Annotated in this window: 16 protein-coding genes; all 16 read right to left on the reverse strand. The window is 53.2% G+C overall.

Translation table 11 applies throughout. The features are described 5' to 3' along the window. Position 1 precedes the first annotated feature (1 nt). The 16 genes from GFB57_RS00525 to leuO all read right to left on the reverse strand — a co-directional run bounded on the left by GFB57_RS00525 (position 2) and on the right by leuO (position 18,803). Complete coding sequence (locus GFB57_RS00525; protein ID WP_003018760.1) at positions 2–922, reverse strand: D-alanine--D-alanine ligase; 921 nt, start codon at positions 920–922, stop codon at positions 2–4. Continuing rightward, positions 915–2,390: a UDP-N-acetylmuramate--L-alanine ligase gene (gene murC, locus GFB57_RS00530; RefSeq protein WP_003018763.1), complete on the reverse strand. Its 1,476-nt coding sequence runs from the start codon at positions 2,388–2,390 to the stop codon at positions 915–917. Before murC ends, GFB57_RS00525 begins: the two co-directional genes overlap by 8 nt. 51 nt (positions 2,391–2,441) lie before the next feature. Continuing rightward, on the reverse strand, positions 2,442–3,509 hold the full coding sequence (gene murG, locus GFB57_RS00535) for an undecaprenyldiphospho-muramoylpentapeptide beta-N-acetylglucosaminyltransferase (RefSeq protein ID WP_003018767.1): 1,068 nt from the start codon (positions 3,507–3,509) through the stop codon (positions 2,442–2,444). After that, positions 3,506–4,750 (reverse strand): cell division protein FtsW, encoded by a 1,245-nt coding sequence (ftsW, locus tag GFB57_RS00540; RefSeq protein ID WP_003018770.1) that lies wholly within the window; start codon positions 4,748–4,750, stop codon positions 3,506–3,508. The genes murG and ftsW overlap by 4 nt, the downstream gene beginning before the upstream one ends. Continuing rightward, positions 4,750–6,066, reverse strand: coding sequence for a UDP-N-acetylmuramoyl-L-alanine--D-glutamate ligase (gene murD / locus GFB57_RS00545; protein ID WP_003018772.1), 1,317 nt, complete (start codon positions 6,064–6,066; stop codon positions 4,750–4,752). The genes ftsW and murD overlap by 1 nt, the downstream gene beginning before the upstream one ends. Positions 6,067–6,068: 2 nt before the next feature. Continuing rightward, positions 6,069–7,151 (reverse strand): phospho-N-acetylmuramoyl-pentapeptide-transferase, encoded by a 1,083-nt coding sequence (gene mraY / locus GFB57_RS00550; protein ID WP_003018774.1) that lies wholly within the window; start codon positions 7,149–7,151, stop codon positions 6,069–6,071. After that, on the reverse strand, positions 7,145–8,503 hold the full coding sequence (gene murF / locus GFB57_RS00555; RefSeq protein ID WP_003018777.1) for a UDP-N-acetylmuramoyl-tripeptide--D-alanyl-D-alanine ligase: 1,359 nt from the start codon (positions 8,501–8,503) through the stop codon (positions 7,145–7,147). Before murF ends, mraY begins: the two co-directional genes overlap by 7 nt. Next, entirely contained in the window at positions 8,500–9,987 is a 1,488-nt protein-coding gene (gene murE / locus GFB57_RS00560) for a UDP-N-acetylmuramoyl-L-alanyl-D-glutamate--2,6-diaminopimelate ligase (RefSeq protein ID WP_003018780.1), read from the reverse strand. The genes murF and murE overlap by 4 nt, the downstream gene beginning before the upstream one ends. Further along, positions 9,974–11,740, reverse strand: coding sequence for a peptidoglycan glycosyltransferase FtsI (gene ftsI / locus GFB57_RS00565; protein WP_003018783.1), 1,767 nt, complete (start codon positions 11,738–11,740; stop codon positions 9,974–9,976). The genes murE and ftsI overlap by 14 nt, the downstream gene beginning before the upstream one ends. Positions 11,741–11,755: 15 nt before the next feature. Then, positions 11,756–12,121, reverse strand: a complete 366-nt coding sequence (ftsL, locus tag GFB57_RS00570) for a cell division protein FtsL (protein ID WP_000625651.1) — start codon at positions 12,119–12,121, stop codon at positions 11,756–11,758. Further along, the gene (gene rsmH / locus GFB57_RS00575) at positions 12,118–13,059 is read right to left on the reverse strand and encodes a 16S rRNA (cytosine(1402)-N(4))-methyltransferase RsmH (RefSeq protein ID WP_003018789.1); all 942 of its coding nucleotides are present in this window, start codon (positions 13,057–13,059) and stop codon (positions 12,118–12,120) included. Before rsmH ends, ftsL begins: the two co-directional genes overlap by 4 nt. 1 nt (position 13,060) lies before the next feature. Beyond that, a complete protein-coding gene (gene mraZ, locus GFB57_RS00580) occupies positions 13,061–13,519 on the reverse strand; it encodes a division/cell wall cluster transcriptional repressor MraZ (protein ID WP_003018792.1) in 459 nt (152 codons plus the stop codon). Positions 13,520–14,132: 613 nt separating this feature from the next. Beyond that, positions 14,133–15,137, reverse strand: a complete 1,005-nt coding sequence (cra, locus tag GFB57_RS00585) for a catabolite repressor/activator (RefSeq protein WP_003018794.1) — start codon at positions 15,135–15,137, stop codon at positions 14,133–14,135. 180 nt (positions 15,138–15,317) lie between these two features. Beyond that, complete coding sequence (ilvN, locus tag GFB57_RS00590) at positions 15,318–15,809, reverse strand: acetolactate synthase small subunit (RefSeq protein ID WP_003018797.1); 492 nt, start codon at positions 15,807–15,809, stop codon at positions 15,318–15,320. A gap of 2 nt (positions 15,810–15,811) precedes the next feature. Continuing rightward, entirely contained in the window at positions 15,812–17,536 is a 1,725-nt protein-coding gene (ilvI, locus tag GFB57_RS00595) for an acetolactate synthase 3 large subunit (RefSeq protein ID WP_003018799.1), read from the reverse strand. A 319-nt stretch (positions 17,537–17,855) separates the two neighbouring features. Beyond that, positions 17,856–18,803 carry a transcriptional regulator LeuO gene (gene leuO / locus GFB57_RS00600; protein ID WP_003018800.1) on the reverse strand — a complete coding sequence of 316 codons (948 nt, stop codon included), beginning with the start codon at positions 18,801–18,803 and terminating at the stop codon, positions 17,856–17,858. Between the last annotated feature and the right edge of the window lie 377 nt (positions 18,804–19,180).

Consider the following 19,180-nt stretch of genomic DNA (forward strand, 5'->3'; position numbering starts at 1 on the left):
ATCAGTCCGCCAACTCCAGAATTCTTACCACCAACTGCGAGAAGCTCAGGCCAGCCTGACGTGCCGCCATCGGCACCAGGCTGTGGCTGGTCATACCCGGAGAGGTATTCGCTTCCAGCAGATAAAACTGGCCATCGCTGTCCAGCATGACGTCAATGCGACCCCAACCTTTACAGCCCAATGCGGTCCATGCTTTCAGGACTAATTCCTGCAAACGGGCCTCTTGTTCAGCTTCCAGACCTGCAGGGCAGAAATATTGTGTCTCATCAGAGAGATACTTCGCCTCATAATCATAGAAGGTTCCCGCGGGTTGGATACGTATTGACGGTAAAATTTCTTCACCAAGTATCGCAACTGTAAATTCCGGGCCACTGAGCCATTTTTCGATCAGTACTTCTTCATCATGCTGAAAAGCCAATGCTAATGCACCCTGCAAAGCATTTTCTTCTTCAACTTTTGACATCCCTACGCTGGAGCCTTCACGGCTTGGCTTCACAATCAGCGGCAAACCTAACGCAGAGATTTTTGTAACCGCTTCATCGCTAAGACCTTTTTCGAACTCAGAGCGGGTCAATGCAACCCAGGGCGCGACGGGTAAACCTGCGCCCTGCCACAGCAGCTTGCTGCGCAGTTTGTCCATCGAAATTGCGGACGCCATGACGCCGCTGCCGGTATATGGCAGGCCAATTTGCTCCAGCATGCCCTGCAACGTGCCATCTTCCCCGCCACGACCGTGCAGCGCAATAAACACCTTCTGAAAACCCATAGATTTCAGAAGAGTGACATCAATATCTTTAGGGTCAACCGGATGGGCATCGACACCACCTTCGCGTAACCCTGCCAGTACGGCCGCGCCGGAATTCAGCGAAACTTCACGCTCTGCGGAGGTTCCTCCTAACAGGACCGCGATTTTATCAGCCATGTTGTTCTTCCTCCGGGTTTTGCGGCTTCAGTTTGATTTCAGCTAAGGAACGCGCGATTTTGCCGATATTTCCAGCGCCCTGCACCAAAATCAGATCATTGCCGGTTAATACCGGCGCCAGCATGTCTGCCACCTGAGCCGGATCGGATACCAGAATCGGGTCGATCTTACCGCGACCACGGATCGTACGGCACAGCGAACGGCTGTCAGCCCCCGGAATCGCGGCTTCACCCGCGGCGTATACATCCAGCATCAACAGCGCATCGACCTGAGTCAGCACGTTGGCAAAGTCGTCATACAGATCGCGTGTACGCGTAAAGCGGTGCGGCTGGAACAGCATTACCAGATTTTTGTCCGGCCAGCCCGCGCGTGCAGCTTTAATCGTGGCATCCACTTCCGTTGGATGATGGCCATAATCATCAACCAGCATCGCCGTCCCGGCTTTACCGTTTACCGGCTCAAGCGGAAATTCGCCGAGGAAGTCAAAACGGCGTCCGGTGCCCTGGAAACTTTCCAGCGCGCGCAGAATTGCGTCGTCTTCAATGCCTTCTTCTGTTGCAACTGCCACCGCCGCCGCCGCGTTCAGCGCATTGTGACGGCCCGGTGCGTTCAATGTCACACGTAAATCGGCCATCCCCTGACGCAGCAGCGTGAAGTGCCCTTGTGGACCAATCTGCTGGTAATCTTCAACGCGCACATCAGCATCATCGCTGAAACCATAGGTTGTGGTTTGACGACCGACGCGCGGCAACAACTCGCGGATCACCGGATCGTCAACGCACATCACCGCACGACCATAAAACGGTAAGTTATGCAGGAAATTAATAAACGTCTGCTTTAAATTTTCGAAGTCGCCATGGTAGGTATCCATATGATCGGCTTCGATATTGGTAACAATCGCCACCATCGGCTGCAAATGTAGGAACGACGCATCGCTCTCATCCGCCTCCGCAATTAAATAACGGCTATGACCCAGACGCGCATGGACGCCTGCAGCCTTCACCAGACCGCCGTTGACAAACGTCGGATCCAGCCCCGCTTCCGCGTAGATACTGGAGACCATCGCTGTGGTCGTGGTTTTACCGTGCGTCCCGGCAATGGCGATACCGTGACGAAAACGCATTAATTCAGCCAACATTTCAGCACGACGGATCACCGGAATACGTGCTTCATGCGCCGCAACAATTTCCGGGTTATCCGCAGAAATGGCGCTGGATACCACCACCACGCTCGCATCACGCACGTTTTCCGGGCGATGGTTGAAGAAAATCGTGGCGCCCAGATTCGTCAACTGCTGAGTCACCGGATTCGGCGCCAGGTCAGAACCGCTGATCTGATAACCTTCGTTGGCCAAAACTTCGGCAATACCGCCCATACCAGCACCACCGATGCCGACAAAGTGAATGTGCCGAACGCGACGCATTTCGGGCACTATGGAACGCAGTTTTGCCAGTTGTTGTGTATTCATTCTTTAGCCATTAACTTCTTAGTTCATGCGATGCAAAAGGCATCACCACAATTACGCCCGGGCAGCCCGGCTCACTTCATTAGCAACACGCTCTGTGGCATCCGGTATGGATGCGGCGCGCGCACGTTCTGCCATGGTTAATAAGGTTTCTCGCGACCACCCGGAAAGGGTGTTAGCGACGGCATCCACAGTAAACTGCGGCTGCTCAAGAATTTTGGCGGCGCCCGCTTTCTCCAGCGGCAGCGCATTCCAGTACTGCTGTCGGTCTTTGTGCTGGAAAGGCACAAACAGCGCAGGCAAACCTGCGGCAGCAATTTCACTTACCGTCAGCGCACCTGAGCGACAAACTACGACATCCGCCCACGCGTAGGCGGCTGCCATATCATCAATAAACTCAGTGACCTTGTGCTGTGGTTGTCCCGCGTCAGCATATGCCTGTTCAACGGTTTGCTGCGCACCTTTGCCGCTCTGATGCCAAATAGTCACCGCGTCACCAAGCTCTGCGGCAACCTGCGGCATCGTCTGGTTCAATACGCGTGCACCCTGAGACCCCCCGACGACCAGCACGCGAACCGGGCCTTCACGCCCTGCCAGACGTACTTCGGGCGACGGCAGCGCCAGAACGTCGGTGCGTACCGGGTTACCCACCACTTCCGCATTCGGGAAAGCGCCAGGAAAAGCCTGCATCACCGTAGTGGCAATTTTCGCCAGCCACTTGTTGGTTAATCCCGCAATGCCATTCTGCTCATGCAGTACAACCGGAATGCCTAATGACCAGGCTGCCAGACCGCCAGGGCCGGACACGTAGCCGCCCATACCCAGCACCACATCAGGCTTAAACTGCTTCATGATGGCCCGCGCCTGACGCCAGGCATTAAAAATACGCACGGGGGCGGCAAGCAGCGCGTTGACACCTTTGCCACGCAAACCGGAGATGCGAATAAAGTCAATTTCAATGCCATGCTTCGGCACTAAGTCCGCTTCCATACGATCGGCGGTGCCCAGCCAACGAACTTGCCAGCCCTGAGCCATTAAATGATGCGCGACCGCCAGCCCCGGGAACACATGCCCGCCGGTACCGCCTGCCATCACCATTAACCGCTTCGGTTGACCACTCATCGTGCACCTCGTGTAAACGCCTGGGCTTTTTCCAGACGCGTTTCATAATCAATACGTAACAAAAACATGATGGCCGTCGACATAATCAACAAACTGGAACCACCATAACTGATCAGCGGTAACGTCAGACCTTTGGTTGGCAGCATACCAGCTGCCGCACCTACGTTTACCAGCGCCTGGAAGCTAAACCAAATCCCGATGGAGCAGGCTAAAAAGCCTGAAAAACGGTGGTCAATTTCCAGCGCTTTGCGGCCAATCGACATCGCGCGAAAAGCGACGAAGAATACCATTAAAAGTGCCAATACCACACCGATATAACCCAGCTCTTCCCCAATGATGGCGAAGATGAAGTCGGTGTGCGCTTCCGGTAAATACTCCAGTTTTTGCACCGAATTACCTAAACCCTGCCCCCAAATCTCACCGCGACCAAAAGCCATCAGCGATTGCGTTAACTGGTAGCCGCTGCCAAACGGATCTTCCCATGGGTTCCAGAAAGAGGTTACGCGGCGAATACGATATGGTTCGGCAAGGATCAGCAGCACTACCGCCGAAATCCCCATACCGATAATGGCAATGAACTGCCACAGTTTCGCTCCAGCGAGAAACAGCATCGCCAGCGTCGTGACAAACAGCACCACTACCGTACCAAGGTCAGGCTGCGCCAGCAGCAAGATTGCCAGCACCAGAATCACCCCCATCGGTTTTAAGAAGCCGCGCAGGTTGTTACGCACTTCATCGACTTTACGCACCAGGTAGTTGGCGAGATAACAGAACAGCGACAGCTTGGTGAATTCCGCAGGCTGAATACGCAGTGGACCCAGCGCGATCCAGCGCGATGCCCCGTTAACGGAGCTCCCCACCACCAGAACGATCAACAACATGATGATCGAGGCGATCAGCATTGTCGTGCTGTACTTTTGCCAGAACTCCATCGGCAGACGTAACGTCACCATCGCCAGACAGAACGCGAGGAAGATATACAGCGCGTCACGTTTAGCGAACAGGAAGGGATCGCCTGCCAGGCGTTGCCCTACGGGCATCGATGCCGATGTCACCATCACAAAACCGATCGCTGCCAGACCAAAAGTCAGCCACAGCAGCATGCGGTCATACATGATCAGGCTGTCCGCGTCTTTATCACGCGAAGCCATCACCCAGCCTTTAAGTGCCGCGAAGATCCACGCCAGGACACCCAGTCCCGGTACGCGCGGCATTTTCAGACGAGGGAGAGAGAAGCGCATCAACCCAACTCCTTCGCCAAACGGGTAAAGACGTCACCACGTTGCTCAAAGTTCTTGAACTGGTCAAGGCTGGCACAGGCTGGCGACAGCAGCACCATATCACCCGACTTCACACGCGGTGCGAGCAGACGCATTGCCTGCTCCATGGTTTCAGTGTGTTCCGCAACCTCAGGACGCAGAGCGGCAAGCTGTGCGCCATCGCGACCAAAGCAGTACAGACGAATGTTGTCGCCAGTCAGGTAACGTTGCAGCGGCATAAAGTCGGCGGATTTCCCGTCACCGCCCAGCAGCAGGTGCAGCGTACCCTCAACGTGCAGACCATTCAGTGCCGCTTCGGTGCTGCCGACGTTGGTGGCTTTTGAATCGTTGATCCAACGCACACCGTTATGATTCAGTACCAACTGGAAACGATGCGCCAGACCGGTAAAAGTAGTCAGCGCTTTCAGGCTGGACGCCCGCGGCAGACCCGCAGCATCCGCCAGCGCCAGCGCCGCCAGGGCGTTGGTATAGTTATGCTGGCCGGTAAGCGTCATCTCTTTCACGTTCAGGACTTTTTCACCCTTCACCCGCAGCCAGGTTTCACCCTGCTGACGATTGAGATGATAGTCACCCATGTTGATGCCAAAGCTCACGCAGCGCTCATCCGCCCCGCGAATCGGCATGGTCAGCGCATCATCAGCATTGACCACACACACTTTCGCATTCTCATAGACACGCAGTTTGGCCGCACGGTACTGCTGCAAGCCAAACGGATATCTATCCATATGATCTTCGGTGACGTTCAAAATGGTGGCGGCTACGGCCTCTAAGCTGGAGGTTGTCTCCAGCTGGAAGCTCGACAGCTCCAGTACATACAGCTCGCGTTCGTCATCAAGCAGCATCAACGCGGGTAAGCCGATATTTCCGCCAACACCCACGTTCACGCCGGCCGCTTTCGCCATCTCGCCGACCAGCGTAGTGACGGTACTTTTCCCGTTGGACCCGGTGATCGCGACGATCGGCGCCTGTGCTTCGCGACAGAACAGCTCGATGTCACCGACAATTTCGATCCCTGCATCAGCGGCGGCGCTCAGCGAAGGATGCGCCAGGGCAATACCAGGGCTGGCGACGATGAGATCGGCGGCCAGCAGCCAGTCATCATTCAGGCTGCCAACATGACGCTCAACCGCTTCCGGTAATTTATCCAGACCAGGCGGCGTCGCACGGGTATCCATTACGCGCGGCGTCACGCCACGCGCCAGGAAGAAATCCACGCAGGACAGCCCGGTCAATCCGAGACCGATAATGACGACTTTTTTACCCTGGTAATCAGCCATGATTAACGTACCTTCAGCGTTGCCAGGCCAATCAGCACCAGCATCAGCGAAATAATCCAGAAGCGCACAATGACGCGCGGTTCCGGCCAGCCTTTCAGTTCATAGTGATGGTGAATCGGCGCCATACGGAAGATGCGCTGTCCGCGCAGCTTAAAGGAGCCAACCTGCAGAATGACCGACAGCGTTTCTACAACAAATACGCCGCCCATGATTACCAGCAGGAACTCTTGACGCAGCAGCACGGCAATAATGCCCAGCGCGCCACCCAGCGCCAGCGAACCGACGTCACCCATAAAGACCTGCGCCGGATAGGTGTTAAACCACAGGAAACCTAATCCCGCACCGACAATCGCCGTACAGACGATCACCAGTTCGCCTGCATGGCGTAAATAGGGAATGTGCAGATAGTTGGCAAAGTTCATGTTACCGGTAGCCCATGCCACCAGCGCAAAACCCGCTGCTACGAACACGGTCGGCATAATCGCCAGACCATCCAGGCCATCGGTAAGATTGACCGCGTTGCCAGTCCCCACAATCACGAAGTACGCCAGCAGAACATAGAACAGACCCAGTTGCGGCATCACGTCTTTAAAGAACGGCACCACCAGCTCGGTAGCCGGGGTGTCTTTACCGGCGAGGTACAGCGCAAAGGCTACACCCAGCGCAATCACCGACATCCAGAAGTACTTCCAGCGGGCAATCAGGCCCTTGGTATCTTTGCGCACCACTTTGCGGTAGTCATCGACAAAACCGATAATGCCGTAGCCAATCAATACCACCAGCACGCACCATACGTACGGGTTCGACGGATATGCCCACAGCAGTACGGAGATAACTATCGCGGTGAGGATCATGATCCCACCCATGGTTGGCGTACCGCGTTTACTGAAGTGCGATTCCGGACCGTCGTTACGTACGACCTGTCCAAAGGACATTTTTTGTAAGCGGGCAATCATGCGCGGGCCCATCCACAAAGAGATGAACAGCGCGGTCAGCAGGCTGACGATGGCGCGAAACGTCAGATAGGAAAAGACGTTAAAGCCGGAATAATATTTGACCAAATGTTCGGCCAGCCAAACTAACATGTCCCATTCTCCTGTAATGCGCGTACTACCTCTTCCATGGCGGCACTACGTGAACCCTTCACTAAAATCGTCATGACCTGATGTTCTGCAATCAATGCTTTAAGATGCGCGGCCAGCGCACTTTTATCCGCAAAATGTTCGCCAACGCCACTGGCGTCGCTAATTGCCTGACTCAGTTTTCCCGTACTCAGTACACGGTCGATGCCTGCGGCTTTCGCAGCAACCCCCACCTGTACATGGCATGCTTCGCTTTCTGCGCCAAGCTCTGCCATATCGCCAACGACCAGTACGCGATAGCCCGGCATTTCAGACAGCACCTGCACCGCTGCGGTCATCGAACCGACGTTCGCGTTATAGGAGTCGTCCAGCAGCAGCTGATTTTCCGCAAGTTGAATCGGGAACAGACGCCCCGGTACCGCTTGCAGATCCTTCAAACCCGCTTTGATCGCCTCGTGCGTCGCGCCTACCGCCATAGAGAGCGCCGCCGCCGCAAGGGCGTTAGCGATATTATGGCGACCCGGTAACGGCAGCAGGACATCAATGCTTCCGGTCGGCGTTTGCAGAGAAAATTCCGTGCCATGCGAGGTCACATGAACGTTGGTCGCCGAAAAGTCGCTATTGGCTGCATTCGGGGAGAAACGCCAGACTTTGCGATCGCCGATGATGCTTTGCCAGTTCAGCCAGTCGTTGTTGTCGGCATTCATAATGGCGATACCGTTCGCTGACAGACCGGTAAAAATCTCACCTTTTGCCTTCGCAACGCCCGCCAGAGAGCCGAAGCCTTCCAGGTGCGCGGCGGCCAGGTTGTTCACCAGCGCCGCTTCCGGACGCGTCAGGCCGACGGTCCAGGCGATTTCGCCCTGATGGTTGGCACCGAGCTCAATCACGGCATAGTCGTAATCGTTGTTTAAGCGCAGCAGCGTCATCGGTACACCGATGTCGTTATTCAGGTTGCCCGCGGTATATAGGGTGTTACCACACTGGCTCAGAATGGCAGCCGTCATCTCTTTGACGGACGTTTTACCGGATGAGCCGGTCAGCGCGACAACGCGCGCCGGAACCTGGGCGCGAACCCACGCAGCCAGTTCACCAAACGCCAGACGCGTATCGTTAACAATCAGCTGCGGCAGGTTGGTGTCCAACGGGCGGCTGACCAACAGCGCACCGGCCCCGCTCTCTTGCGCTTTGTCTGCAAAATCATGGGCATCAAAGCGTTCGCCTTTCAGTGCCACAAACAGGCAGCCCGGCGTCACTTTACGCGTATCGGTTGTTACGGCATCAAGGGTCAGATCGGCCCCTTTCAATTCGCCACGGAGGATCTCCGCCAGTTGGCTGAGCGTTACGCTAATCATGCGATAACCCCCAGCAGACGCGCTGCCGTGACGCGGTCAGAATAATCGAGGCGCTGTGAACCAACGATCTGGTAGTCTTCATGACCTTTACCGGCCACCAGCACCACATCATTTTCTTTCGCTTGCATAATGGCGTTTGTCACCGCTTCTGCGCGACCTTCCATCACCTTCGCCTGTCCGGCATCCAGCATCCCCGCCAGAATGTCGTTAATAATGGCGCGCGGCTCTTCGGTACGCGGGTTGTCATCGGTCACCACAACAACATCGGCAAACTGCTCGGCAATTGCGCCCATCAACGGACGTTTGCCTTTATCGCGATCGCCGCCGCAGCCAAAGACGCACCACAGTTTGCCAGTACAGTGCAAACGTGCCGCCTGTAGCGCTTTTTCCAGCGCATCTGGCGTATGGGCGTAATCAACAACCACGGTGGTTTTACCCGGCGCGCTGAACACTTCCATACGCCCGCAAACCGGCTGCAATTGTGTCGCCGTTTTCAGTAAATCAGCTAACGGATAGCCCAGTGCCAGCAGCGTTGCCAGCGCCAGCAGCAGATTGCTGACGTTAAACGCCCCCATCAGGCGGCTTTCAATTTCGCCGTCGCCCCATGAGGAGGTAAAACGAATCGTTGCCCCGCTGTCGTGATACTTCACGTCAACCGCTTTTAACCAACGACCGTGACAGTTCGGGTTGATGTGGTCTTCCATCGAAACGGCAACCGCATCCGGGAGTTTCGCCAACCAGCGACGACCGACTTCATCATCCGCATTGACGATGGCCTGACCGCAATGGTGCGTGGAATACAGCAGCCATTTCGCGGCTTCGTAATGTTCCATGTCGCCGTGGTAGTCGAGATGGTCACGGCTTAAGTTAGTAAATACTGATGCGGCAAACTTCAGCGCCGCCACGCGATGCTGAACCAGACCGTGTGAAGAGACTTCCATCGCGCCAACCGTTGCGCCCTGCGCAACCAGCCCCGCCAGCACATGCTGGACATCAACGGCTGAACCGGTGGTATTTTCCGTCGGGATCACTTTGCCCAGCAGGCCATTGCCTACTGTTCCCATCACCGCGCTGGTTTCGCCAAGCAGTTGGCTCCACTGTGCCAGCAGTTGGGTGGTGGTGGTTTTACCGTTGGTCCCGGTCACGCCGACCAGACGCATTTTCTCAGAAGGCTCGTGGTAAAAACGGCCTGCCAGTGCAGATAAACGTTCGTTAAGCTGACTAAGATAGATGACCGGAACGCCGTGCATTTCACGGATTTCACCATCAGTAGCTTCATCTTTCGCTTCTGCAATAATGGCAGCCACACCTTGCGCTATCGCCTGCGGGATATACCGACGCCCGTCCGCCTGATGACCTAATACTGCGACAAAGAGATCGCCCGATGCAGCCACACGGCTGTCAAGCGTCATCTCCCGCAGTGCTCGCTCCGGTGCACCCGGCACCCATGGAGCAAGAAGGTCGCGCAAATTACGATCTGCCACCTGTTGCCTCGCCTTGATTATTCACAAATTCATTTTTATCGCCCGTTGTCAGCGCATCCGGCTCGATGTTCATGGTACGCAATACGCCGCCCATGATGGCACCAAAGACCGGCGCGGAAACGGCGCCACCGTAGTATTTACCCGCCTGCGGATCGTTGATAACAACAACCAGCGCGAAGCGCGGCTGACTCGCAGGCGCAACACCTGCGGTATAAGCAATGTATTTGTTGATGTAGCGGCCATCTGGCCCTACTTTTTTCGCCGTACCGGTTTTAATGGCGATGCGATAGCCTTTAATCGCCGCCTTCACGCCGCCGCCACCGGGCAGCGCCACGCTTTCCATCATGTGCACCACGGTGCGTACGGTCGCTTCCGGGAAGATACGCTCGCCCGGAACTGGAGGGTCAACTTTGGTAATCGACAGTGGACGATAAACGCCGTAACTGCCGATCGTTGCATAGACTCGCGCTAACTGTAACGGCGTTACCATTAGCCCGTAGCCGAAAGAGAAGGTGGCCCTCTCTATGTCAGACCACCGTTGTTTTTGAGGATATAAGCCACTGCGTTCTCCGACCAACCCCAAATTGGTCGCTTTTCCCAGCCCAAAACGTGAGTAAGTATCTACTAACGCTGAGGACGGCATCGCTAACGCCAGCTTGGAAACACCGACGTTACTCGACTTCTGCAAAACCCCGGTGAGGGTTAATTCGCTATAACGTGCCACGTCTTTGATTTCGTGACCATTAATTCGGTAAGGGATAGTGTTGAGGACCGTATTTTCGCGTACCACACCGCGCTGCAGCGCGGTCATCACCACCATCGGTTTAACGGTAGAACCCGGTTCAAACACGTCGGTAATGGTGCGGTTACGCATCGCGTCTTTTGGCGTACCAGTGAGATTGTTCGGGTTGTAGGACGGACTGTTGGCCATTGCCAGCACTTCACCAGTGTTCACATCCACCAGTACCGCACTGCCTGACTCCGCCTTGTTGAACGCCACGGCGTTATTCAGTTCACGGTAGACCAGTGCCTGTAAACGCTCATCAATGCTCAACGCGAGGTTATGCGCCGCCTGGCTGTCGGTAGAGGAGATATCTTCAATGACGCGGCCATACCGGTCTTTACGTACAATACGCTCGCCCGGTTGTCCGGTGAGCCACTTGTCGAAGCTCTTCTCAACGCCTTCAATGCCCTGGCTGTCGACGTTCGTAAATCCGATGAGGTGAGCAGTCACTTCCCCGGAAGGGTAGTAACGGCGGGATTCTTCGCGCAGATGGATACCTGGCAGCTTCAGTTTTTTGATGTAATCAGCCATGTCAGGGTTTACCTGACGCGCCAGATAGATAAAGCGCCCTTTCGGATTCGCGTTAATGCGGGAAGCCAGTTGATCGAGCGGGAGATTCAGCGCGGTTGACAGCGCTCTCCAGCGTTCGCCAACGCTCACTCCGCCGGCATCATGTACTTCTTTCGGGTCGGCCCATATAGCTTTAACCGGAACACTCACCGCCAGCGGACGACCAGAGCGGTCGGTAATCATTCCGCGCGATGTAGACACTTCCTGGACGCGTAGAGAGCGCATATCACCCTGACGCACCAGCATGTCCGGCGCGATGATTTGCAGCCAGGCAACGCGACCCAGCAGAAAACCCAGTGCCAGCAAAATACAGCCGCACAGTAACGCAAAACGCCAACTGATAAAGTTGGCTTGTTCTTCCTGGCGTTTTGGTTTGTGCGTTTTTGCCGCTGCTTTCATGCGTCGCGTTTATCCTTATTTTTGTACTACGATATTTTCTTGTGAGGGATCGACATGCTGCATTTGCAGCTTTTCCGTTGCGATCCGTTCAACACGGCTATGGTCGCCGAGCGCGTTCTCCTCAAGGATCAAGTTACGCCATTCGATATCCAGCGCATCTCGCTCAAGGACCAGCTGCTCACGCTGCGCAGTCAGTAACCGCGTATGGTGCGCTGTTGTCACGACGGTAACCGCCGTCAAAATAATGCAAATGAACAGGCAGAGTGGCAGCTTCCCAAACCGCAAAAGATCGTCACCGATCACGCCAGGCAATGCATGGCGCTCGTTGCTTCCTATCGATCCTTTAACTTTGCTGAGGGCTTCTGTCACTCTGCTGATCATGCGTTCGTCCTCTCTGCAATACGCAGAACTGAACTACGGGCACGAGGATTCTCAGCGACCTCTTCTTCACCCGGCATCATCTTGCCTAGTGCTCTTAACTCACGGCCGCCCAGTTTTTTGATCTGCGCTTCGGTCATCGGTATTCCAGCCGGTACCTGAGGGCCACGGCTTTGTTCACGCATAAAGCGTTTCACAATGCGGTCTTCAAGCGAATGGAAACTGATGATCGAAAGGCGACCACCTGGAGCCAGCACGCTGAGCGAGCTTTTTAGCGCCTGCTCTATCTCCTCCAGTTCACTGTTCACCCAAATGCGCACCGCCTGGAAGGTACGGGTCGCGGGATGTTTGAATTTGTCCTTCACCGGCATTGCCGCCGCAATAACTTCCGCCAGTTCTTTGGTGCGGGTCATCGGTTCGATGCGGTTACGCTCCACGATGGCGCGCGCAATGCGTTTGCCGAAGCGCTCTTCGCCAAAGGTTTTAATCACCCAGGCAATGTCTGCTTCATCGGCAGTTTGCAGCCATTCGGCCGCTGACTGACCGCGTGTTGGGTCCATACGCATATCTAACGGACCGTCACGCATAAACGAAAAACCGCGCTCTGCGTCATCGAGCTGCGGTGAAGAAACGCCCAGATCGAGAAGAATCCCGTCGATCTTACCGGTCAGTCCACGCTCAGCGACATAGTCAGCCAGCGCAGAGAAAGGTCCATGTACGATGGAGAAGCGAGGATCGGTAATCGTTTTAGCAACGGCAATAGCCTGCGGATCGCGATCGATTGCCAGTAAACGCCCCTCTTCGCCAAGCTGGGAGAGGATCAGACGTGAGTGACCACCGCGACCAAATGTCCCGTCAATGTAGATGCCGTCTGGACGAATATTCAGGCCGTTTACGGCTTCATCCAGCAACACCGTTGTATGTTTATAATTTTCCGTCATTTTATAGAGACAAATCCTGCAATCGTTCCGACAACGCGCCAGTAACAGACTGCTCAGCGTCGATATCTTCCTTGACCTGTTGATACCAGGTCGTTTCATCCCACAGCTCAAACTTATTGAACTGCCCAACCAGCATCACTTCTTTCGTTAGCCCTGCGTGTTGCCGCAGAATAGGCGCTATCAGTAATCGACCAGCGTTATCCATCTGACATTCGCTGGCATGACCCAACAATAAGCGCTGTACGCGACGCTCAACTGGATTCATGCTCGACAGACGCGATAGCTTCTGCTCGATTATTTCCCATTCAGGCAGGGGGTACAGCAGCAGGCACGGGTGATGGATGTCAATGGTGCAAACCATTTGACCGGTAGCGCTCTCAAGCAGTTGATCCCGATAACGGGTAGGCACGGATAAGCGCCCTTTACTGTCGAGATTAACTAACGTTGCTCCCCGGAACATGCCAGTCTCACCCCCGATTACCACTTTATCCCACAAATTCCCACTTAAAGGAGTTTACGGAGCGGAGGAAAACCTTGTCAAGCAAGTCGCGGCGCTTAGCGGAGCAAAAAACCCATTGTTTACGGCTAATATCAGCGTTGAACAAAATCCGTACAGCAAACGAAGCAAATTAACGTCATGAATATTTGTAAGAAAAAAATCCAACAACTCATCATTGTTTAAAACAACTGAATATCATCAGAAGAAAATATAAAGTGTCAGTTTGCGACGCGAGCGGCATTTTAGGACAATATGCCGCGAGTTAACAGTACCAGTTAATCGGTCTGTACGCCGCGCAGGACCAAGGTAAGCACCAGATGGCCGCAATACGAGAGCAAAGTGTTTGTTAATTCGGCAAATCCACACATGCATGTAACAAAATAATACAACCGTAACGCGTCGTTACGTATCAATAACCCAAAAATGGATAGTTGCATTTTTAATTCGGGGTATTTCAAGAATACATTTCAGATAATTCTAAAGAATATTCTTAAATATAATGCGGTTATTTCTGAGAATAGAAAAACTGAAGACGTCAGAGGCTTATCCCGCCGACGTCATCAATTGAGGGAACTTAGTTACGGCTGAGAATACCGCGACGGTACAGATTACGCCGTATACGCGTTAAACCTGGTTTTGGTTTACGCGGTTCGTCCAGACTTGCCAGTACAATCTCCAGCACGCGTTCCGCGACATCACGATGGCGCTGTGCCACTGCCAGTACAGGGCACTGCAGGAAGTCGAGCAGTTCGTGATCGCCAAAAGTCGCAATCGCTAAATCAGACGGCAACTGCCCATCACGACGCAGGGTCACATCCATCACCCCCTGCAACAGGGCAAACGACGTGGTAAACAACGCCTGAGGCATTGGGTGCGTTTCCAGCCATTTATCAAACAGCTGCGCTGCAGCTTCCCGCTCATAGCTGTTGGCGTACAGGAAATGGACTTCACGCGGATCGTCCTTCCACGCGGTACGAAAACCCTGTTCGCGCAGGAAACTGACGGATAATTCAGGGAGCGCGCCCAGATAGAGGACGGTTTCAGCAGGGAATTTGCGTAACTCTTCCGCCAGCATTTCCGCATCATCCTGATCTGCACCCACAACACTGGTAAAATGTTCGCGATCCAGTGCACGATCCAGCGCCACAATCGGGAATGAACTGTTTGCCCAGCGTTGGTAGAACGGATGTTCAGGCGGCAAGGAAGTCGACACAATAATGGCATCGACCTGGCGCTGTAAAAGATGCTCAATACAGCGCATTTCGTTATCTGGCTGATCTTCAGAGCAGGCAATCAACAGCTGATACCCACGTTGACGCGCCTGGCGCTCCAGATAGTTTGCGATCCGGGTATAGCTCGTGTTCTCAAGATCCGGGATCACCAGCCCGATAGAACGTGTGCGTCCAGCACGCAGCCCGGCCGCCACGGCATTCGGGTGGTAATTATGCTCGCGCACCACCGCCATGACTTTTTCAACCGTTTTGTCGCTTACGCGATATTGCTTTGCTTTGCCATTAATAACGTAGCTTGCAGTCGTTCGCGAAACGCCGGCCAACCGAGCGATTTCATCCAGTTTCACAATTGCCCCTTGCGTAAAATGTACAAACCATAACCTTTGTGATGGCATGGGTTAAATTTATTAACATCTAAGCGCAGAATAATGACTCCGGCAACCGCTTTTGTCTCTGGTTACCGCTGATTTCGCAAAAAAAAGCCCAACCTGAGTCGTTGGGCTTGCGAATTAAGAACCCGATCATGATTAACGCATGATTTTATCGCCGCGGGAAAGCCCCACCACGCCGGAGCGAGCAACTTCCACAATTTTAGCGACTTCACGCAGCGTTGCCAGAAACGCATCCAACTTATCGCTGGTGCCCGCCAGTTGTACGGTGTAGATAGACGGCGTGACATCGATGATTTGCCCGCGGAAAATTTCCGTGTTGCGTTTCACTTCTTCCCGGCCATAACCGCTGGCCTGGATTTTCACCAGCATGATTTCTCGTTCAACGTGAGCGCCCTGCCCCAGCTCGCTAACGCGCAGAACATCCACCAGTTTGTGGAGCTGCTTTTCGATCTGCTCAAGGACTTTCTCATCCCCTACCGTCTGAATCGTCATCCGCGATAAGGTCGGATCGTCGGTCGGCGCGACGGTCAGGCTTTCAATGTTGTAACCACGCTGGGCGAAGAGGCCAATCACACACGATAATGCACCTGACTCGTTTTCCAGCAATACTGATAATATCCGGCGCATAATCAGGTCCTCTCCGTTTTGCTTAACCACATTTCATCCATCCCACCCCCACGAATCTGCATCGGGTAGACATGTTCACTACCGTCGACGGTGACATCGACAAACACCAGACGATGGTTACGCACATGTTCCAGCGCTTCGCCCAACTTGCTCTCAAGTTCTTCAGGCCGATTAATCTGGATACCGATATGTCCATAAGCCTCAGCAAGGCGCACGAAATCGGGCAGCGACTGCATGTAAGACTGTGAGTGACGCCCGGAGTAGATCATGTCCTGCCACTGTTTGACCATGCCGAGATAACGGTTGTTAAGGTTGAGTACCAGCACCGGCAGTTCATATTGCAGCGCCGTCGACAGCTCCTGGATATTCATCTGAATGCTGCCATCCCCGGTGACGCACACTACCGTTTCATCCGGCAAAGCCATTTTCACCCCTAACGCCGCAGGTAAACCGAATCCCATAGTCCCGAGGCCGCCTGAGTTAATCCAGCGACGCGGTTTATCGAACGGATAGTAAAGTGCGGCAAACATCTGGTGTTGGCCAACGTCAGAGGTCACATACGCCTCCCCTTTCGTCAGACGCCAGATGGTTTCAATCACCGCCTGCGGCTTAATACTTTCGCTTTGCGTGTCGTATTTCAGACACTGACGGGCACGCCAGTGCTCAATCCGTTGCCACCAGTCACGATTATCATCCAGCGGCTGCTGAGATTTCTCCTGCTCCAGTAGTTCGAGCATCTGATCCAGCACCAGGCGGGCATCCCCCACAATCGGAATATCCGCAGTAACGGTTTTGGAAATAGAGGTCGGATCGATATCGATATGCAGCACGGTCGCATTAGGACAATATTTTGCCAGGTTATTCGTCGTTCGATCGTCAAAGCGAACGCCAACGGCAAAGATCACATCGGAATGATGCATGGTCATATTGGCTTCGTAGGTACCGTGCATGCCCAACATGCCCAGCGCCTGACGATGCGTGGCCGGAAACGCGCCCAACCCCATGAGCGAGGAGACAACCGGCAGATTCAGCGCTTCAGCAATCTGAGCTAACTGCTCATGGCAAGCGGCATTGACCGCGCCACCGCCCACATAGACAACCGGTTTCTTCGCCGCGACCAGCGTCTGCAACGCCCGTTTTATCTGTCCTTTATGTCCCGTCGTCGTCGGATTATACGAGCGCATACTCACCGAGTCCGGCCAGCTATAAGGCAGTTTCTTCGCCGGATTCAGAATATCCTTCGGCAAATCCACCACCACTGGCCCCGGACGACCGCTTGCTGCCAGCCAGAAGGCTTTTTTCAGCACCTGCGGGATATCTTCCGTTTGTTTGACCAGGAAGCTATGTTTCACCACCGGGCGGGATATACCTACCATGTCGCACTCCTGGAAGGCATCGTAGCCAATCAGCGACGTTGCGACCTGTCCGGAGAGGATCACCAGCGGAATGGAATCCATGTAAGCCGTTGCGATCCCGGTAATCGCGTTGGTCGCCCCCGGCCCTGAGGTGACCAATACGACCCCCACTTCTCCCGTGGCACGCGCAAGGCCATCAGCCATATGTACCGCCGCTTGTTCATGGCGGACCAGCACATGATCAATACCGCCGACCGTATGCAGGGCATCATAAATATCGAGGACGGCCCCCCCGGGATAACCGAATACCTGCTTCACACCCTGATCGATGAGCGATCGGACGACCATCTCGGCTCCAGACAACATCTCCATGGCTTGCCTCACTCTTATAATGAATTGCGGTTTAACAACACATTAACCGCTGACGATGACGCATGGCAATTGACTCCGAAGGGGTGGCACTGGAGTAAATAAGAATAAAAAGGAGGAAAGACGCGAATAAACGGAGAATTAAACCAGTATAAGCAATCAGTATGATAAATAATCGCTTAAAAATGGGAACTTACAGCGATTACTCTATTTTTTGACACTTTTGGACAGACGTAAAAAAATAGAGTTCAGCATAAAATTTCAGTTATAAAGTTAAAAGCAGAATAAACAGGATGCACCGTCCGGTTTACTCTGCTAAATGCTACTGCTTACAAACGGAGACTAACAACTCTTCCATCCATTGATGTCCTTTATCCCGGCCTGCGGCTTCATGCCATGAAAGATAGCATGTGCGGCTGTTCAATTTTAACGGTAAAGGCAAGATCTGTAGTTCTAAAGAATCGGCAAATTCTTCTACTAACCAACGCGGCGCAATAGAGACCAAATGCGTTTGCGACACAATATTTAGAACACTAATTAATGCCATGCCCTGATAAGCCACGCAGGATTGTTTATCCGGTGTGTCATACCACGGTTGGCTGAATGATGCGAAGCGATCAAGTGACACCACCGCATGCTGTTCATTATAGACATTGCTTTCCAGTAAAGGACCACTAATGCGCGGATGCTTTTTACTTGCCACTAACACCATTTCGTCATTGAATAACGGAATACTGGTAAATTCAGGACGTCGGAACTCTTCATAACTAATAACGAATTCAGTTTCCTGGTAACGTAATTGATGCTCTGTATTTTGATTGAGTGAAGATTTAAATACGACATGAATGTTTGGTGCAACTTGCTCAACTCTATTATAAATCAACGAGGTCAGAATATTATCCAATGGGCTGCATACGCAAAGATTGAATACGCGCTCGCTGCTGGCTGGCTCAAAACCCGATCCAGGCAGTTCATTCTGCACTAATTGCAATGCCTGGCGAACAGAACCAAATAGCTGGAAGGCTCTTGCTGTCGGCTGGATACCGCGTCCATAACGAACAAAAAGCTCATCATTAAACATAATTTTCAGGCGCGCGACCGCATTACTGACAGCAGGTTGCGACATCCCCAAAGTATGCGCGGCACGGGTAATGTTTTGTTCTTGCATCACCGCATCAAAAACGGTTAATAAATTAAGATCAACCATGCGAAGCTGTGGTTTCCCAATTTCTATAATATTTGTTTTATCTGTTATTTTTACTTCTGGCATATTTAACTCCACTGTCACTCTAAACTCCCTTTTCCCAGACGGAGTGAAGAAATAATCTCCGTTAATATGATTTACCATACATATAAGATGAGAAAAAGAAAAAACATTAAAATTAGGAAAACATAAAGGCACAAACCTAAATGAACAAAAGACCAATGCGATCGCAGTGTGGCAGTGTCACTGCACGGTGATTCATATGTTTAAATTTCAAAAACAATATAACCATAAGCATGGCGAATATACAATCATACGTATCGTGAATGTGTATTTAAGTTTTAATTAAATGTTTATATTATTAATACATTAAAAGTTAACATTAATTTATCAATTTTGTGGTGTCATACTACCCATAGCCATTCATAATTACTATAAAGACA

The sequence above is a fragment of the Citrobacter sp. S39 genome (assembly GCF_009495675.1).
Lineage (GTDB): Bacteria > Pseudomonadota > Gammaproteobacteria > Enterobacterales > Enterobacteriaceae > Citrobacter > Citrobacter freundii.

What these genes read in the sequence shown, in the direction of transcription:
- ftsL (WP_000625651.1), bottom strand. Translation starts at nt 12,121, where the DNA reads ATGATCAGCAGAGTGACAGAAGCCCTCAGCAAAGTTAAAGGATCGATA.
- GFB57_RS00525 (WP_003018760.1), bottom strand. Translation starts at nt 922, where the DNA reads ATGGCTGATAAAATCGCGGTCCTGTTAGGAGGAACCTCCGCAGAGCGT.
- murC (WP_003018763.1), bottom strand. Translation starts at nt 2,390, where the DNA reads ATGAATACACAACAACTGGCAAAACTGCGTTCCATAGTGCCCGAAATG.
- mraZ (WP_003018792.1), bottom strand. Translation starts at nt 13,519, where the DNA reads ATGTTCCGGGGAGCAACGTTAGTTAATCTCGACAGTAAAGGGCGCTTA.
- leuO (WP_003018800.1), bottom strand. Translation starts at nt 18,803, where the DNA reads ATGCCAGAAGTAAAAATAACAGATAAAACAAATATTATAGAAATTGGG.
- murG (WP_003018767.1), bottom strand. Translation starts at nt 3,509, where the DNA reads ATGAGTGGTCAACCGAAGCGGTTAATGGTGATGGCAGGCGGTACCGGC.
- ilvN (WP_003018797.1), bottom strand. Translation starts at nt 15,809, where the DNA reads ATGCGCCGGATATTATCAGTATTGCTGGAAAACGAGTCAGGTGCATTA.
- murD (WP_003018772.1), bottom strand. Translation starts at nt 6,066, where the DNA reads ATGGCTGATTACCAGGGTAAAAAAGTCGTCATTATCGGTCTCGGATTG.
- murF (WP_003018777.1), bottom strand. Translation starts at nt 8,503, where the DNA reads ATGATTAGCGTAACGCTCAGCCAACTGGCGGAGATCCTCCGTGGCGAA.
- ilvI (WP_003018799.1), bottom strand. Translation starts at nt 17,536, where the DNA reads ATGGAGATGTTGTCTGGAGCCGAGATGGTCGTCCGATCGCTCATCGAT.
- ftsI (WP_003018783.1), bottom strand. Translation starts at nt 11,740, where the DNA reads ATGAAAGCAGCGGCAAAAACGCACAAACCAAAACGCCAGGAAGAACAA.
- mraY (WP_003018774.1), bottom strand. Translation starts at nt 7,151, where the DNA reads ATGTTAGTTTGGCTGGCCGAACATTTGGTCAAATATTATTCCGGCTTT.
- rsmH (WP_003018789.1), bottom strand. Translation starts at nt 13,059, where the DNA reads ATGACGGAAAATTATAAACATACAACGGTGTTGCTGGATGAAGCCGTA.
- ftsW (WP_003018770.1), bottom strand. Translation starts at nt 4,750, where the DNA reads ATGCGCTTCTCTCTCCCTCGTCTGAAAATGCCGCGCGTACCGGGACTG.